This window comes from Lentibacter sp. (assembly GCF_965657785.1).
In the GTDB taxonomy this organism is placed as follows: domain Bacteria; phylum Pseudomonadota; class Alphaproteobacteria; order Rhodobacterales; family Rhodobacteraceae; genus Lentibacter.
The window spans coordinates 1-15,553 of record NZ_CBFHPP010000016.1; the positions used below are offsets into that span (position 1 = coordinate 1).

Here is a 15,553-nt window from a genome sequence, read left to right on the forward strand (position 1 = left end):
GTTGCCAGCAAACGCTGTAGCAACTATGCCGCGTCTTCCAAGTTCCGCTACAGTTAGGCTTTCACCAATTTGCCCAGCAAGTTGTGTGCTATAATTTTTTCCCAAAGCGCACTCCAATAGCAACCTAAAACGCTACACTTGTGCTAAAATCGCTAAACCATAACGTCAATACATACAGCGTCTACTACAATTCTGCTAAGCACAAAAAAAGGGCTGCAAAATATGCAACCCTTTGTTTTATATGACAAAATATGCCGTTCGCTGTTAGCGCTTAGAGAACTGGAAGCTACGACGCGCCTTGCGCTTACCGTATTTCTTACGTTCTACAACACGGCTGTCGCGCGTCAGGAAGCCGGCGGCTTTCAATGCGCCGCGCAGGCTGGGGTCATAGAGCTGAAGCGCTTTGGAAACACCATGCTTCACAGCGCCCGCTTGGCCTGACAGGCCGCCGCCTTTAACTGTGGCAACCACGTCAAACTGGTCTTCCACACCCGCAACCTCAAAAGGTTGGCGCAGGATCATTTGCAGCACAGGGCGTGCAAAATATGTGTTCAGCTCTTTGCCGTTGACAATAACCTTGCCTGAGCCCGGTTTGATCCAGACGCGGGCGACCGCGTCTTTACGCTTGCCTGTGGCATAGGCGCGGCCAAGTGCGTCACGCACAGGCTCGCGGGGTTCTGCCACTGCTGCGGCTACGGGGGCTGCGTCGCCAGCTACGGCGCTCAGCTCTTCGAGTGAGTTCACTTGATCAGCCATGTCGCTCAGCTCCGTGTGTTTTTCTTGTTCATTGATTTAACATCAAGAACGGTTGGGTTTTGCGCTTCGTGGCCGTGATCTGTGCCGGCATAGACGCGCAGATTGGTCATCTGCTTGCGGCTCAACGGACCACCGGGAAGCATACGCTGAACCGCTTTGGTCACAACGCGCTCTGGGTGTGCGCCTTCGAGGATCTGCTGCTTGGTGCGGCTTTTGATCCCGCCGGGGTGGCCTGTGTGCCAGTAGAAGTGCTCTTCGCGCTTCTTGCCCGTCAGCTGGATTTTTTCGGCATTGATGACAATAACATTGTCGCCCATGTCCATATGGGGTGTGAACGAAGGCTTGTGCTTGCCGCGCAAGCGCATCGCAATGATCGACGCAAGACGGCCAAGAACAACGCCTTCAGCGTCGATGATGATCCATTTCTTGTCGATATCTGCGGGTGTCGCAGTAAAGGTTTTCATGGTTGAAATCCTGATAATCGGGTTGGGCAAAGAGAAAACCGCTCTCTGCTTGCGGGATGGGCGGTTTATAACTCGCCCGCGCGCACAGTCAACCACACAAAACCCTATTTATTCGTTCAAAAACAATGCCTTGCAAAATAGGTATTATTTTACCCCACGCAAATGCGCTATTTGGGCGGGATAGAATAGGTCATGGTCGAGCGTGCCACAGGCTTTTCTTCGCCCACAGAGTAAAGCAACACATCCCCCACAGCCAGCACCCGCCCGAGCTTTAGCAATGTGCATTTCGCCAGCAAGTCCTTGCCCGCTGCGGGTTTGCGCATGAAATCAAGGCTACAGCTTGTCGTCACAGCCAGCGCTTTCTTCCCGATCATCGCCAGAACCGTCGCATAAACAGCCACATCCGCGAGCATAAACATCGTCGGCCCTGAGACTGTCCCGCCGGGGCGCAAGTGCTTGTCGGTAATCGGAATGCGGATCTCTGAATACATCTCCTCGACCCGCTCGACAACAAACTCGCCCGCCACCTGAGGAAACACCTCATCCAAAAAGGCCTGTAGCGCGTCCTTATCCAGTTCCAAAGCCATCTTTACCTCCCGATCACTTGCGCATTAGACTGCCGCTGAGTGCATAGGAGAGCAAGATGAACCTTCTGGAACGTAACGACACAAATGCAGTGGCCCATCTGAGGATGAATGCCCCGGAGCGCCTCAATGCGCTGTCTGAAGAAATGCTCGCAGCGCTTCAGGCCGAGTTTGACGCGCTCAAGGACGACCGCTCCATTCGCGCCGTGGTGCTTTCGGGCGCGGGAAAAGCCTTCTGCGCTGGCCATGATCTCAAGCAAATGACAGCCGGTCGTCAGGCCGAAGATGGCGGCAAAGCCTATTTCAATGATCTCTTTGCCACCTGCGCCAAAATGATGCTCAGCATTCGCGCCCTGCCCCAGCCCGTTATCGCCGCCCCCCACGGGATCGCAACCGCCGCAGGCTGCCAGCTTGTCGCCACCTGCGACATGGCCATCGCCCAGACAGGCACACGCTTTGGCGTCAATGGGGTCAATATCGGCCTCTTTTGTTCCACACCCATGGTCGCGCTCAGCCGCAACATCGGCCGCAAACAAGCCTTCGAGATGCTCACCACAGGCAGCTTTATCGAAGCCGCGCGCGCCGAAGAACTTGGCCTGATCAACCGCGTCTCCGACGAGGCCGTCGCCGAGGCCCTCGCCCTCGCCGAAACCGTCGCCAGCAAGCTCGCCTCTGCTGTCAAAATCGGCAAGGAAGGCTTTTACAAACAATCGGAGATGGGCCTTGAGGAGGCCTACGCCTACACAGGCGCCGCCATGGCCGAAAATATGCTCTATCGCGACACCGAAGAAGGCATCAGCGCCTTTCTGGAAAAGCGCCCGCCCACGTGGGAGCAATAAGGCCTTTAACCTGCGACGAAAGAGAGGCTTTCCTCCCCAGTTCTATGCGCTAAGCTCAAAACACCCTGTTTGGTTCCAGTAGTTCGCGGATTGTCGCTCCGATGCCCAAGTTTTTCCCGTTTTGCCATAGTCCTGCCACATTTCGGGTGCATTTGCGCCACAGACCACAGCAGCGGGTGGCTCAGCCCTCCAAGGATCGCCCCCGCCTCGCTGCACTGTATTTCAAGTGGGTCACCGCCTGCGCCCTGTCTCTTCAGGCCACGCTCTCTCTGGCTCTGGCCGCAGATCTGCCAGCGGTGACCCCCTCGGACTTCCCCCAAGATGATCTTGAGCACGTGCTCCTCGGGCGCGACCTCTTCTTTGACCCGCTCCTGTCAGGCAATCGCAATATTTCCTGCGCGAGCTGTCATCACGGCGTGCTTGGCTCGGCTGATGCGGTGCCGCTCTCTGTCGGCGAAGGCGGCATAGGCCTTGGCAAGCGCCGCCGCGGCACATCAAGCGCCCCCGCCGCGCGCCACATCCCGCGCAACGCCCCCGCGATCTTCAATCTCGGCGCAAGCGATTTCACCACATTGTTTCACGATGGCCGCGTCGCCCTTGACCCTGATGCGCTCTTCGGCATCCAGATGCCCGACGGCAACGCCCTTGAGCGCCCCGCCACAAGCCTCCTGTCGGCCCAAGCCCTCCTGCCCGTTCTCAGCCCCGAAGAGATGGCAGGCACCGAGGGCGAAAACGATATCGCAACGGCTGTTGCAGCAGGGCAAATTCGCGGCCCGGGCGGCGCATGGGCCAAGCTCGCCGCCCGCGTTGAGGCCGTGCCAGACTATCGCGCCCGCTTCACAGCCCTCAAGGACAGCGCCGCGCCGCTGCATATCTCCGACATAGGCAATGCCATCGGCGCTTTTATCGCCTTTGAGTTTCGCGCCGATCAAAGCCCCTTTGATGCCTATCTGCGCGGCGAGGCAGAGGCGCTCACAGCGCCCCAAGCCCGCGGCATGGCGCTGTTTTATGGCAAAGCCACCTGCTCAAGCTGCCACGCAGGCCGCTTTCAAACCGACAACAGCTTTCACGCCATCGGCATTCCCCAGATCGGCCCAGGCAAAGACCACGCCAGCCGCGCCGACCATGGCCGCAGCGCCATCACGGGCGACCCAAAAGATGACTATTGCTTTCGCACGCCGTCCTTGCGCAATGTTGCCCTGACCGCCCCCTATGGTCACTCGGGCGCCTACGCGAGCCTTGAGGCCGTGGTGCGCCATCACCTCGCCCCGCGTGAAAGCCTGATGGCCTTTGATCCAACCATAGCCCCCCTACCCGCGCTTGCAGGCTATGGCGCCGTAACGCCAGAAATGCCCTCGCCCGAGGAGCTTGAGCGCATCAAAGCCGCGATCACGCTTGATATCCCGCCCCTCACCAAGAGCGAGCTCAGCGACATCATCTCCTTTCTGCACGCTTTAACAGACCCAAACAGCATTGGCGGCAAGCTCGGCGCGCCCGCTTCCGTGCCCTCTGGCCTGCCTGTCGATTCCATTCTCGACTAAGGCCTTTTCAAGCCGCGCCACTTGGCCTAAATGGCAGGCATGACAGAGAGATTACACATCATCGGCGGCGGCCTCGCAGGCTCGGAAGCCGCATGGCAAGCCGCCCAAATGGGCGTGCCCGTCACCATCCATGAAATGCGCCCCAAGGTCGGCACATTCGCGCACCAGTCTGGCGATCTCGCCGAGATGGTCTGCTCCAATTCCTTCCGTTCTGATGACAGCGAACAAAACGCCGTCGGCCTTCTGCACTGGGAGATGCGCGCCGCAGGCGGCATCATCATGGCCACAGCCGACAAGCACCGCCTCCCCGCAGGCGGCGCGCTCGCCGTGGATCGCGAGCCTTTCGCTGCCTCCGTCACAGAAGCGCTCAAGGCCCACCCGCTGATTGAAGTCTCCTATGAAGAAGTGACCGAACTACCCACCTCTGGCCACTGGATCATCGCCACAGGCCCGCTCACATCCGACGCGCTCAGCGCCGCCATAGCAAAGGCCACAGGCGCAGATGCGCTCGCCTTCTTTGATGCCATTGCACCGATTGTCTACACCGACAGCATCAACATGGATATCGCATGGATGCAGTCGCGCTATGACAAAGGCGAGAGCGAAGAAGAGCAAAAAGCCTATCTCAACTGCCCAATGGATGAGACGCAATATAACGCCTTTATCGACGCGCTGCTTGCGGCGGATAAAACCGAGTTCCGGATCGGGGAAACCGCTGGCTACTTTGACGGCTGCCTGCCCATCGAGGTCATGGCCGAGCGTGGCCGCGAAACCCTGCGCTTTGGCCCGATGAAGCCCGTGGGCCTCACCAATCCTCACGCGCCCGACATCAAAGCCCACGCCGTGGTCCAGCTGCGCTTTGACAATGCCCTTGGCACGCTGATGAATATGGTCGGCTTCCAAACCAAGATGAAATACGCCGCGCAAAAAGAAGTTTTCTCCATGATCCCCGGTCTGGAAGAGGCCAGCTTTGCCCGCCTTGGCGGCATTCACCGCAACTCCTTCATCAATTCGCCGACCCTGCTCGACAACCAGCTGCGCCTCAAATCGATGCCCCATATCCGCTTTGCAGGCCAGATCACTGGCGTTGAAGGCTATGTTGAAAGCGCAGGCATGGGCCTTCTTGCAGGGCGCTTGGCCGCTGCCGAAATGCTCGGCCAAAGCCTCGCCGCTCCCGCGCCCGAAACAGCCACAGGCGCGCTCGTGACCCACATCACAGGCGGCGCCGAGGCCAAGACGTTCCAGCCGATGAACGTCAATTTCGGCCTCTTCCCCCTTGTCGAAGGCCTCAAATCAGGCCGGCGCGGGCGCAAAGACCGCTACCAAGCCTATACAGACCGCGCCAAAGCCCTCTGGAAAGAGTGGCTAGACGCACAAGCCTAAGCGTGCATAAACTCCGATCATGACAGATCGGTTTCTTGATAAGGCCTATGGCAAAACAGGCGACACGCGCGATCTCTACGCCGCGTGGGCCAAATCCTATGATCAGGAGCTTGGCGAAGGCGGCTACGCCACGCCCGCCCGCTGCGCCGAAGCCCTCGCCAAACACAGCCGCGATCTGTCTGCGCCCATCCTTGATTTCGGCTGCGGCACAGGCCTCTCGGGCCTCGCGCTGAAGCTTGCAGGCTTTGAAACCATAGATGGCGTCGATGTGACCGCCGATATGCTCACAGGCGCACGCGACAAAAATCTCTACCGCGCGCTTGATCTGATCGAACCAAACACACCCCTCAGCCACACCGCAGGCACCTATGCCGCCATCACAGCCATCGGCGTGATCGGCACAGGGGCCGCGCCCGTTTCGGTCTTTGATCTGATCATGAAAGGCCTCGCTTCGGGCGGCCTTGTGGTGCTCAGCCTCAATGATCACGCGCTGGAAGACCCCAATTTTGAAGGCAAGCTCAACGACTATATCGACTGCGGTGCCGCGCGCCTCCTGCACAAAGACTATGGCCCCCATATTCCAGGGATCAACCTGAACTCTAACGTCTACGTGCTTGAAAAAACGTGACATTCACCACGCGCTTTGCCCCCAGCCCGACAGGCCCGCTGCACTTGGGCCATGCCTACTCGGCACTTCTGGCCGCCGATATGGCCCGCGCCGCCAAGGGCCGCTTCCTCTTGCGCATTGAAGATATCGACCAGAGCCGCGCCCGCCCCGAATGGGAGGCCCAAATCCATGATGATCTCGCGTGGCTCGGCCTCACATGGGAGACACCGGTGATGCGCCAATCAGAGCGCATCCCTGCCTACCGCGCCGCCCTCACAAGGCTCTGGGCGCTCGGCCTCCTCTACCCCTGCACCTGCTCACGCCGCGACATTGCCGAAGCCGCCGAGGCGCCCCAAGAAGGCGTTCCGCCCGCCTTTGGGCCCGACGGGTTGATCTATCCCGGCACCTGCCGCCAAGTGCCAAACCCCGCGTCGCCCCTGCCAAACGCGGTCTTGCGCCTCAACATGGCCCGCGCCCTGCGCAGCCTGCCCGATCCGCTCGTTTTCACAGAAACAGGCGCAAGCCCTGTGGGCGAAACAGGCCAGATCACGCTGCCCCATGCCATGCTCCTATCTGACGTTGGCGATATTATCCTCGCGCGCGCCGAAATGGGCGCCTCCTATCACCTTTCCGTGGTGATAGATGACGCCGCCCAAGCCGTCACGCTGGTGCCGCGCGGCCAAGACCTCTTCACCGCGACCTATATTCATGTGGTGCTGCAAAAGCTGTTGGGTCTGCCAACCCCCACCTACCATCACCACAGCCTTATTCGCGACGAAACAGGCAAGCGCCTCGCCAAGCGCGACGATGCCCGCGCCATTCGCCTTTACCGCGACGAAGGCAAAACCCCCGCAGAGATCCGCTCCATGGTCGGGCTTTAGCCCTCCATTGGCCCCATTGGCTTCATCAACTCGCGCTCCTCGCCCTCACTAACCGAGGTGTAAAAACAAGAGCGACGGTGGGTGTGACAGGCCGGCCCGACCTGACGGATCACAAGCAAAAGCGCATCGCGGTCACAATCCACGCGCAGGTCAACAAGCTCTTGCGTGTGCCCGCTGGTTTCGCCCTTAATCCAGAAGGCATTTCTAGAACGTGACCAATAGGTTACGCGCCGTGTTTCAAGCGTTTTTTCCACGGCCTCTGCGTTCATCCAAGCCATCATCAAGACCTCACCACTGGCCTCATCCTGCGCAATCGCAGGAATAAGACCCTGCGCATTATAGGTGAGTGACTGTGCATCAAAGCGCATGATCTATCCTTTTCTTGGGCCGCTATTGTGGCTATCTATGCCAAGTTAGCGGGGAAAATACCATGAGCAATGACACCGACCTGATCAAACTCTACTCCGCCCGTATTCTGGCGCTGGCCGCGGATATGCCTGGTCTTGAGCGGCTAAGCGCTCCCTCGGGCACAGCCCACCGCCGCGCGCCGCTTTGCGGCTCAAACATAACGGTCGATGTCGCGCTTGAGGGCGACAAAATCACAGCCTTCGGGCAGGATGTCAAAGCCTGCGCCCTCGGCCAAGCCGCCGCCTCGGTGGTCGCGGCCAACGCGATCGGCTGCACCCGTGCGCAAATTCAGGCCGCCCATGATGAGCTCCTCGCCATGTTGCGCAGCGACGGCGCAGCCGAAGGCCAAGCCCCCGATGCGCCTTTTGACGAGCTAAAAGTCCTGCTCCCCGCGCGCGAGTATAAAAATCGCCACGCCTCGATCATGCTCTGCCTTGATGCCACCCTTGACGCCATCGACGCGGCCAGCACTCCCGCATAAAAAAACCGCCGCACTCTTTTCAGAGGCGGCGGATCAAGTGCGTATGATTGCAAGCTGGCGACGAAAAAGAAAGGCAGGCCTTATTCGCTGGAACGGCAGAGTGTCTCTTGGCGCGCGGTCGGCAGAGCCAACCTTGTTGGGACAATGCGCGCCAGACTTTCGCAAAGCATACGAGGCAGAAATCAGTTAGATCAGGTTCGGAAGGTGCAGCGCCACCACAAGTATCGCCATCAAAGACACAGCACCAAGCGCATCAGCAAGCAGGCTGGCGTGTGAGCGGGCAATAACGTCTTTCACATCTTTGATCATCTTGAGGCTCCAATTGTGGGGTTGTTCCCTTTGTTGCCACTTTGTTCTCATTTAATTAACGCCCTGTAAAGAACTTTTTGAGAACATTTGCGATAAATATGGGAACAAACTGCCTAACCCACTGAAATCAAACGGATCGCCTGATCTTGTTCCATCAGCCATAAAAGCGCCCGCGCCGCCTTCCCGCGCGGTGTTTCAAGTGTCGGATCGTCATTGAGCAGCTTGCGCGCATCGCTCTGCGCCACTTTCATCAGCGCGCTCTGGCTTTCCATATCCGCCACCCGAAAGCGCGGCATCCCCGACTGCGCCGTGCCGATCAAGTCGCCCGCGCCGCGCATCTCAAGATCGACTTCAGCGATCTTAAAGCCGTCTTCCGTGTCGCGCAGCGTGGTAAGCCGCCTCTCCGCGCCCTCATTCATCGGCGCGCGATACATCAAAAGACAGGTCGAAGCCCCGCTTCCGCGCCCGACCCGCCCGCGCAACTGGTGAAGCTGTGACAACCCAAAGCTCTCGGCCCGCTCGATCACCATGATCGTCGCATTGGGCACATCCACTCCCACTTCAATCACGGTGGTCGCAACCAGAACACTCAGCTTGCCACTCTGAAACGCCGCCATCGCCGCGTCCTTGTCTTCCGGCGGCATCTGCCCGTGGACAAGCCCGACAGCCCCGTCGCCAAGCCGCGCGCGCAAGGCCTTAAAGCGCTCCTCGGCGGCGGCCAAGTCCACGCTTTCGCTTTCCTCCACCAAAGGACAGACCCAATAGGCCTGCTTGCCCTCGGAAACTGCGCCTTTGAGGTGCTCGATCACCTCATCCATCCGCTGCGTGTTAACAAGCGCGGTCTTGATAGGCTGCCGCCCCGCAGGCTTCTCATCCAGAACCGACACATCCATATCGCCATATTGCGCCAGCGCGAGGCTGCGCGGAATAGGCGTCGCCGTCATCACAAGCACATCCGCGCTCACGCCCTTCTTGCCCAGTTCCAGCCGCTGGCGCACGCCAAAGCGGTGCTGCTCATCGACAATCGCAAGGCGCAAATCCGCAAAATGCACATCCTTTTGAAACACCGCATGGGTTCCCACCAGAATGTTAATCTCGCCCGCCGCCAGCGCGGCCAGTTTCTCGGCCCGCGCGCGGCCCTTGTCGCGCCCCGTCAGAAGCTCAAGCCGCACCCCCGCCGCCGCCGCCAAAGGCTGCAAGCCGGCCAGATGCTGACGCGCCAAAATCTCGGTGGGCGCCATCATGACACCCTGCCCGCCCGCTTCCACAGCGACGAGCAGCGCCATCAAAGCCACAAGCGTTTTGCCCGCGCCCACATCGCCCTGCAACAAGCGGTTCATCCGCGCAGGCTCCTCCATATCTTTGGCAATTTCCGCAACAGCGCGGCTCTGTGCGCCCGTGGGCTGAAACGGCAGGCTCGCCAGAACCTTTGCGCGCAACGCCCCGTCGCCCTTGCTCACCCGCCCCTTGCCCTTACGGCGGTTCATCCGCGCCAAAGCCAGTGTCAACTGATGGGCAAAAAACTCGTCATAGGCCAACCGCTCCCGCGCCGGCGCTGTCGCCGCCAAATCAGCAAAGCCTGCGGGCGAATGCGCCGCCGCCACCGCCGCCGCCCATGTCGGCCAGCCCGCCTGGCGCAACTGTTCGGCGTCCGCCCATTCGGCAAGCTCGGGAACCCGCGCCAAGGCCGCCCGCGTCGCCTTATACATCACCTTCTGGCTCACCCCCGCCGTGAGCGGATAAACCGGCTCAAAGGCGGGCAAATCCGCCGCCTCCTCCAGCGGTAGAATATGATCGGGATGGGTCATCTGGATCACATTATCAAACATCTCAAGCTTGCCCGACACAAGACGCCGCGCCCCGACTGGCAGAATTTTCTGCAAATACTCCCCCCGCGCATGAAAAAACACGAGCTCGAATGTTGTCTCGCCATCCTCGACCTGAACCCGCGTTGGCCGCCCCCGCGCCCGTGCAGGATGATGCTGGATCACCTCGACCTCGACTGTCGCCACAGTGGGAAACTCCAAGCCCAAGACACTGGGCCGCACAGCGCGGTCCACACCCGCATAGGGCAGCGTAAAAATCAGATCGCGCGGCTTGGCAATATGGACCTGCTCCAGAAGCGCCGCCGTCTTCGGCCCGACGCCCTCCAGCGTCTCAAGCCCCGCAAATAAGGGAAACAGCGCTGTCGGACGCCCGCTCATAGCCCCGCCACCAGCGCGATCCAGCCGTCTTCATCTATCGTTTCAATGCCAAGCTCGGCGGCCTTCTTGGCCTTGCTGCCCGCCCCCGGCCCCGCAATCAAAAGATCGGTCTTGGCCGACACACTCCCCGCAACTTTCGCGCCGAGGCTCTCGGCCCGCGCCTTGGCCTCGGCACGGGTCATTTTCTCAAGCGTTCCGGTAAAAACAAGCGTCTTGCCCGCCACTGGGCTGTCACTGCGCGCCGCCACCGCATCCTCAATCTCAAGCGCGCGCACAAGCCGCTCAATGCTTTCGCGCTCATGGTCCTGCGCAAAAGCCGTGACAAGCGCCCGCGCCATCACCTCGCCCACACCATCAATGCTCAATAGCTCGGCCCAAGCCGCGCCGCTCTCGTCTTCGGCGGCGCGCACAGCGCTCACAAAGACCTCCCAGTTGAGGTAATAATTGGCAAAAAGCTTGCCCGCCTGCTCCCCGACATGACGGATCCCGAGCGCAAACAACAGCCGCGCAAAACCGATCCTGCGCTTTTCTTCAATCGCCTCAAAGAGCTTCTCCGCCGAGCGCGCGCCCCAGCCTTCACGGTTCTTGAGCTTGGTCAGATTGGCCGCATCCCGCGCAGCAAGCGTGAAAATATCCGCAGGTTCGCGGATCGCAAGCTGGTCATCATGATAAAACATCTCGATCTGCTTTGCGCCAAGCCCGTCAATGTCAAACGCCTTGCGCGAGACAAAATGCTTCAGCTTTTCAACAGCTTGCGCTGGGCAGATCAGCCCGCCTGTGCAGCGGCGCACCGCATCGCCCTCCTCGCGGATCGCCTCCGAGCCACATTCGGGGCACTGGCTCGGAAAGACATAAGGCTCAGCCCCCTGCGCCCGTTGGCTCAAATCCACATCCGCGATCTTGGGGATCACATCACCCGCGCGATAGACCTGCACCAAGTCGCCAATGCGAATATCCTTGCCGCCGCGAATGCCCTCGCCCTTGTTGTCGCGCCCCAGAATGTAGTCTTCGTTGTGCAGCGTCGCGTTTGAGACAACAACGCCCCCCACGGTCACAGGCAAAAGCCGCGCCACAGGGCTCAAGGCGCCCGTGCGCCCGACCTGAATATCAATGCCTTCAAGCCGCGTCCAAGCCAGCTCGGCGGCAAATTTATGAGCAATCGCCCAGCGGGGCGTGGTGCTGCGAAAGCCAAGACGCGCCTGAAGCGCCAGATCATTGACCTTATAAACCACGCCATCAATATCATATGGCAGCTCCGCGCGCGCTGCGCCGATCTTGTTATAATGCGCCACAAGTTCGCTTGCGCCTGCGCACAGGGCTGTCAGCGGGTTGGTCTCAAAGCCAAGCGCGTGCAGCCGCTCGATGGCCGCCTTCTGGGTTTCGGCCAAAGGCTCAGACAGCGCGCCCCAAGCATAGGCAAAAAAGGCCAAGGGCCGCTGGCGCGTGATGTTCGCGTCAAGCTGGCGCAAAGAGCCTGCTGCCGCATTGCGCGGATTGGCAAAGGCCTTGGCCCCGCGCGCCTCTTGGGCCGCATTGAGCGCGGCAAAATCATCATGGCGCATATAGACTTCGCCGCGCACTTCCAGAATATCGGGTGCGCCCGTGAGCCTCTGTGGAATGCTCGCAATTGTGCGCGCATTGGCGGTGACATTTTCCCCCGTTGCCCCGTCGCCGCGCGTCGCCGCCTGCACAAGAACCCCGTTTTCATAGCGCAAAGACAGGCTCAGCCCGTCAATCTTCGGCTCCGCCGTAAAGCTCAGGCTGTCTTCGGAAACGCCCAGAAATTTCGCCGTGCGCGCGACAAATTCGTCCACATCGCTGTCTTCAAACGCATTGCCAAGCGAGAGCATCGCTTGCGCGTGGGTGACTTTGGAAAAGCCCTCCGAAGGCGCCGCGCCAATCTGCTCGCTTGGGCTGTCGGCGCGTTTCAGCGCGGGAAAGCGCGCCTCAAGTGCCGCATTCCGCTGCTTGAGGCGGTCATACTCCGCATCCGAAATCTCGGGCGCATCCTTGGTGTGATAAGCCGTATTGGCCGCCGCCAAAGCTGCCGCCAGCCGCTCAAGCTCGTCCTGCGCCGCCGCTTCCGTCAATGTCCCAACGTCTTGCTCCGCCACACGCGCCCCCGATTTGTGATTGCTTCACGCCTTCATGCCCCAAGTTTGCCCAGAGCGCCAGTGCGCGGCAAGAGAGAAAACAGCAAGCGCAGCACGGGGGGAATATGGGGGGAGTATGAGGGGATCAACTGAGCAGCATGGGGGAAAAAGTAGGGGCAAACATGGGTTAACATATAGGGGAACACACGGGCGACCACATAGTAGCCAGCAACTGGCAGAACAGAGTCGGGAAAGGGCCAGAGCAAGGGCGCACATCACAAAACAGATTGCAAAACAGGCGCAGCAAATTCGCTGCGCCCGCTCGCGTGAAGACCCATATTAAAAACGTCCCGCCATCCATATGGAAAAGCGTCACGGCAGTCAGAAATAAACAAATCTATCGCCGAGGCCAAAGGCCACGCAGCCATGCCGCGTCTTGGCGTGGCCCGTTTACGGCAAGTCACTCTAAGCTCTAAGCTAAATGTTTTTGGCTTTAAGCCCCAAGCGCAATGGGCGGCTCTTCCAGCGTCTCGGGTTGCGGGTCGCGCAAGACATAGCCACGGCCCCAAACCGTCTCGATATAATTCGCCCCATCTGTCGCATTGGCCAGCTTCTTGCGCAGCTTGCAAATAAAGACATCAATAATCTTGAGTTCCGGCTCGTCCATCCCGCCGTAAAGATGGTTGAGAAACATTTCTTTTGTCAGTGTGGTGCCCTTGCGCAGGCTCAACAGCTCAAGCATCTGATATTCCTTGCCCGTCAGATGCACAGGCTTGTTGCCCGCCTCTACCGTCTTGGCATCAAGGTTCACCAAAATCGCACCCGTCTTAATAATCGACTGCGAATGGCCCTTGGAACGGCGGATAATCGCGTGAATGCGCGCCACAAGCTCCTCGCGGTGAAACGGCTTGGTCATGTAATCATCTGCGCCAAAGCCGAAACCCTTGATTTTGTTTTCCGTGTCATCAGACCCTGACAAAATAAGGATCGGCGTGTCCACCTTGGCCAACCGCAGCTGGCGCAAGACTTCGTGGCCGTTCATGTCAGGCAGGCCCAAATCGAGCAAAATAAGGTCATAATCATAGAGTTTGGCAAGGTCGATGCCCTCCTCGCCCATGTCTGTTGTGTAGACATTGAGGTTGGCATGGGTCAGCATCATTTCAATACTTTTGCTGGTCGTCGGATCGTCTTCAACGAGAAGGACGCGCATAATAAATTCTCCGCAGTTATTCTTTCATTGAGGCTAAATCTGACTAAAAATGGTTAACCGCAGGTTACCGTAGCAAAAATAAATATTAAAACAACCTATGAGTGTTTGATCGCACGCATCTGCGTGACCTTCAAACCGTCGTCGCCATAAGAGCGAACGGCATGAACCCACTCGAAAAATTCCTCTTCGCTCAGGTCATAATGGCTCATGGCCTCCGCTTGGCTCATCAGCCCGTAGAGCACCGCGCGCACCACCAGCGCTTTGCGCGACGCAACCCAACGTTGCGTATGCGCGGGGGGCAAATCGGCACGGGTGATCACCTTCCCGTCAGGGAGACGAACAGCTCTTGGACCATCGACTTTCTTGAGATACATGGCATAAACCTTCTTTGTGTGATGGCCAAACTCGGCCAAAGCGCTTAAAGAGGCGTGAAGCCAACCTGCAAGAAAACATCGAATTTTCCTCATGTTTTCAGAGTAATGTCCGGAGCCACCATGTCAGCCGCCCCTCAAACCGCGCCCCAACCCAAGCTCAACTCTCTTGGCTTTGCCAAACCCGAGAGCGAAACCCGCGTGGTTGTTGCCATGTCAGGCGGCGTGGATAGCTCTGTTGTTGCGGCTATGTTGGCCGAAGAGGGCTATGATGTGGTCGGCGTCACGCTCCAGCTTTATGATCACGGCGCAGCACTTGCCAAGTCGGGCGCCTGCTGCGCAGGGATCGATATTCACGACGCCCGCCGCGTCGCCGAAGAGATGGGCTTTCCGCATTATGTCCTCGATTATGAGAACATTTTTAAAGATGCCGTTATTGATGAATTCGCCGACAGCTATCTTGGCGGCGCAACGCCCGTGCCCTGCATCCGCTGCAACGAGCGGGTAAAGTTCAAAGACCTGCTCGCTACAGCCCGCGATCTTGACGCCGATTGCATGGCCACAGGCCACTACATCCAGCGCATGATGGGCACAAACGGCCCCGAGCTGCACTCCGCCGAAGACAGCAACCGCGATCAGAGCTATTTCCTCTTTTCCACAACGCCAGAGCAGCTCGCCTATCTGCGTTTCCCCCTCGGCCACCTGCCCTCCAAAGAGGCAACCCGCGCCTTGGCCGAGAAATACGGCCTCAAAGTCGCCAACAAGCCCGACAGCCAAGACATCTGCTTTGTCCCCAACGGTGATTATGCCGCCGTCATAGAAAAGCTGCGCCCTGGCGCGGCCGAGCCGGGCGAGATCGTCGATATGGACGGCAACGTCCTTGGCGAGCACACAGGCGTCATTCACTACACAATCGGCCAGCGCCGCGGCCTCGGGATCGGCGGCCTCGCCGATCCGCTCTATGTGGTCAAGCTTGATGTGGATAACAAACGCGTCGTCGTCGGCCCCAAAGAGGCCCTCGCAACCCGCATCGTCCCCCTCGCCGAAATCAACTGGCTGGGCGATGAGCCGTTTGAGGCCACGCCAGAGCGCCGCATCGCCGTGCGCGTCCGCTCCACGCGCGCCCCCCGCGAAGCGATCCTGCGCGCCACTGGCCCGACCACAGGCGAAGTCGAGCTGCTCACCCCAGAAGAAGGCGTCAGCCCCGGGCAGGCCTGTGTGTTTTACGACCCTGAAGGCAGCCGCATCTTCGGCGGCGGCTGGATCGTAAAAGCCTAAGCCAATCCGCGCAGCAAGCCCCCCCGTCGGGGGCGCATTCACTGCGCACCGCCCCCGTCGCCGCGCGCCGCCTTTCCCTTTCGCTCATCTTCCGCGCGCAGCGCACGCCGCATTTCCTTAATGAGCGTTAACACACAGATGACA

16 protein-coding genes are annotated in these 15,553 nt (G+C 59.5%); 7 read left to right on the forward strand and 9 right to left on the reverse strand.

From position 1 onward, the window contains the following. Positions 1–264 precede the first annotated feature (264 nt). From rpsI to ACTF58_RS09990, 3 genes are all read right to left on the reverse strand, one after another. Complete coding sequence (gene rpsI / locus ACTF58_RS09980; protein ID WP_298803910.1) at positions 265–756, reverse strand: 30S ribosomal protein S9; 492 nt, start codon at positions 754–756, stop codon at positions 265–267. A gap of 5 nt (positions 757–761) precedes the next feature. Then, positions 762–1,220, reverse strand: a complete 459-nt coding sequence (gene rplM, locus ACTF58_RS09985; RefSeq protein ID WP_438991828.1) for a 50S ribosomal protein L13 — start codon at positions 1,218–1,220, stop codon at positions 762–764. Positions 1,221–1,387: 167 nt separating this feature from the next. Beyond that, positions 1,388–1,807, reverse strand: coding sequence for a PaaI family thioesterase (locus tag ACTF58_RS09990; RefSeq protein WP_438991829.1), 420 nt, complete (start codon positions 1,805–1,807; stop codon positions 1,388–1,390). Positions 1,808–1,863: 56 nt separating this feature from the next. On the opposite strand from ACTF58_RS09990, the gene ACTF58_RS09995 reads away from it, so the two are divergent. The 5 genes from ACTF58_RS09995 (at position 1,864) to gluQRS (ending at position 7,055) form a co-directional block, all read left to right on the forward strand. Beyond that, a complete protein-coding gene (locus tag ACTF58_RS09995) occupies positions 1,864–2,643 on the forward strand; it encodes an enoyl-CoA hydratase (RefSeq protein WP_438991830.1) in 780 nt (259 codons plus the stop codon). Between the two features lie 101 nt (positions 2,644–2,744). After that, positions 2,745–4,184 (forward strand): cytochrome-c peroxidase, encoded by a 1,440-nt coding sequence (locus tag ACTF58_RS10000; RefSeq protein WP_438991831.1) that lies wholly within the window; start codon positions 2,745–2,747, stop codon positions 4,182–4,184. Positions 4,185–4,223: 39 nt separating this feature from the next. Continuing rightward, positions 4,224–5,567: a methylenetetrahydrofolate--tRNA-(uracil(54)-C(5))-methyltransferase (FADH(2)-oxidizing) TrmFO gene (gene trmFO, locus ACTF58_RS10005; RefSeq protein ID WP_438991832.1), complete on the forward strand. Its 1,344-nt coding sequence runs from the start codon at positions 4,224–4,226 to the stop codon at positions 5,565–5,567. A gap of 19 nt (positions 5,568–5,586) precedes the next feature. Continuing rightward, positions 5,587–6,195 carry a class I SAM-dependent DNA methyltransferase gene (locus ACTF58_RS10010; protein WP_438991833.1) on the forward strand — a complete coding sequence of 203 codons (609 nt, stop codon included), beginning with the start codon at positions 5,587–5,589 and terminating at the stop codon, positions 6,193–6,195. Next, entirely contained in the window at positions 6,192–7,055 is an 864-nt protein-coding gene (gene gluQRS, locus ACTF58_RS10015) for a tRNA glutamyl-Q(34) synthetase GluQRS (protein WP_438991834.1), read from the forward strand. Before ACTF58_RS10010 ends, gluQRS begins: the two co-directional genes overlap by 4 nt. Here the strand turns inward: gluQRS and hisI are convergent. Next, the gene (gene hisI, locus ACTF58_RS10020) at positions 7,052–7,423 is read right to left on the reverse strand and encodes a phosphoribosyl-AMP cyclohydrolase (protein WP_438991835.1); all 372 of its coding nucleotides are present in this window, start codon (positions 7,421–7,423) and stop codon (positions 7,052–7,054) included. The genes gluQRS and hisI overlap by 4 nt on opposite strands. 62 nt (positions 7,424–7,485) lie before the next feature. Between hisI and ACTF58_RS10025 the strand changes: the two genes are divergently transcribed. Further along, positions 7,486–7,944 carry an iron-sulfur cluster assembly scaffold protein gene (locus tag ACTF58_RS10025; RefSeq protein WP_438991836.1) on the forward strand — a complete coding sequence of 153 codons (459 nt, stop codon included), beginning with the start codon at positions 7,486–7,488 and terminating at the stop codon, positions 7,942–7,944. Positions 7,945–8,130: 186 nt separating this feature from the next. Here ACTF58_RS10025 and ACTF58_RS10030 read toward each other — a convergent pair whose 3' ends face one another. The 5 genes from ACTF58_RS10030 to sciP all read right to left on the reverse strand — a co-directional run bounded on the left by ACTF58_RS10030 (position 8,131) and on the right by sciP (position 14,134). Then, a complete protein-coding gene (locus ACTF58_RS10030; protein WP_438991837.1) occupies positions 8,131–8,253 on the reverse strand; it encodes a hypothetical protein in 123 nt (40 codons plus the stop codon). Between the two features lie 113 nt (positions 8,254–8,366). Next, positions 8,367–10,457: an ATP-dependent DNA helicase RecG gene (gene recG / locus ACTF58_RS10035; RefSeq protein WP_438991838.1), complete on the reverse strand. Its 2,091-nt coding sequence runs from the start codon at positions 10,455–10,457 to the stop codon at positions 8,367–8,369. Beyond that, on the reverse strand, positions 10,454–12,571 hold the full coding sequence (ligA, locus tag ACTF58_RS10040) for an NAD-dependent DNA ligase LigA (RefSeq protein ID WP_438991839.1): 2,118 nt from the start codon (positions 12,569–12,571) through the stop codon (positions 10,454–10,456). The genes recG and ligA overlap by 4 nt, the downstream gene beginning before the upstream one ends. Positions 12,572–13,043: 472 nt before the next feature. After that, on the reverse strand, positions 13,044–13,760 hold the full coding sequence (gene ctrA / locus ACTF58_RS10045; protein WP_438991840.1) for a response regulator transcription factor CtrA: 717 nt from the start codon (positions 13,758–13,760) through the stop codon (positions 13,044–13,046). Positions 13,761–13,855: 95 nt separating this feature from the next. After that, on the reverse strand, positions 13,856–14,134 hold the full coding sequence (sciP, locus tag ACTF58_RS10050; RefSeq protein ID WP_438991841.1) for a CtrA inhibitor SciP: 279 nt from the start codon (positions 14,132–14,134) through the stop codon (positions 13,856–13,858). 120 nt (positions 14,135–14,254) lie between these two features. Between sciP and mnmA the strand changes: the two genes are divergently transcribed. Further along, on the forward strand, positions 14,255–15,409 hold the full coding sequence (mnmA, locus tag ACTF58_RS10055; RefSeq protein ID WP_438991842.1) for a tRNA 2-thiouridine(34) synthase MnmA: 1,155 nt from the start codon (positions 14,255–14,257) through the stop codon (positions 15,407–15,409). The last annotated feature ends 144 nt before the right edge of the window (positions 15,410–15,553 follow it).

Excerpts from the sequence above, each read along its gene's own strand:
- trmFO (WP_438991832.1), top strand. The coding sequence starts at position 4,224 with ATGACAGAGAGATTACACATCATCGGCGGCGGCCTCGCAGGCTCGGAA.
- sciP (WP_438991841.1), bottom strand. The coding sequence starts at position 14,134 with ATGTATCTCAAGAAAGTCGATGGTCCAAGAGCTGTTCGTCTCCCTGAC.
- ACTF58_RS09990 (WP_438991829.1), bottom strand. The coding sequence starts at position 1,807 with ATGGCTTTGGAACTGGATAAGGACGCGCTACAGGCCTTTTTGGATGAG.
- ACTF58_RS10030 (WP_438991837.1), bottom strand. The coding sequence starts at position 8,253 with ATGATCAAAGATGTGAAAGACGTTATTGCCCGCTCACACGCCAGCCTG.
- ACTF58_RS10000 (WP_438991831.1), top strand. The coding sequence starts at position 2,745 with ATGCCCAAGTTTTTCCCGTTTTGCCATAGTCCTGCCACATTTCGGGTG.
- mnmA (WP_438991842.1), top strand. The coding sequence starts at position 14,255 with ATGTCAGCCGCCCCTCAAACCGCGCCCCAACCCAAGCTCAACTCTCTT.
- hisI (WP_438991835.1), bottom strand. The coding sequence starts at position 7,423 with ATGCGCTTTGATGCACAGTCACTCACCTATAATGCGCAGGGTCTTATT.
- ctrA (WP_438991840.1), bottom strand. The coding sequence starts at position 13,760 with ATGCGCGTCCTTCTCGTTGAAGACGATCCGACGACCAGCAAAAGTATT.
- ACTF58_RS09995 (WP_438991830.1), top strand. The coding sequence starts at position 1,864 with ATGAACCTTCTGGAACGTAACGACACAAATGCAGTGGCCCATCTGAGG.
- rpsI (WP_298803910.1), bottom strand. The coding sequence starts at position 756 with ATGGCTGATCAAGTGAACTCACTCGAAGAGCTGAGCGCCGTAGCTGGC.
- ACTF58_RS10025 (WP_438991836.1), top strand. The coding sequence starts at position 7,486 with ATGAGCAATGACACCGACCTGATCAAACTCTACTCCGCCCGTATTCTG.
- rplM (WP_438991828.1), bottom strand. The coding sequence starts at position 1,220 with ATGAAAACCTTTACTGCGACACCCGCAGATATCGACAAGAAATGGATC.
- recG (WP_438991838.1), bottom strand. The coding sequence starts at position 10,457 with ATGAGCGGGCGTCCGACAGCGCTGTTTCCCTTATTTGCGGGGCTTGAG.
- ACTF58_RS10010 (WP_438991833.1), top strand. The coding sequence starts at position 5,587 with ATGACAGATCGGTTTCTTGATAAGGCCTATGGCAAAACAGGCGACACG.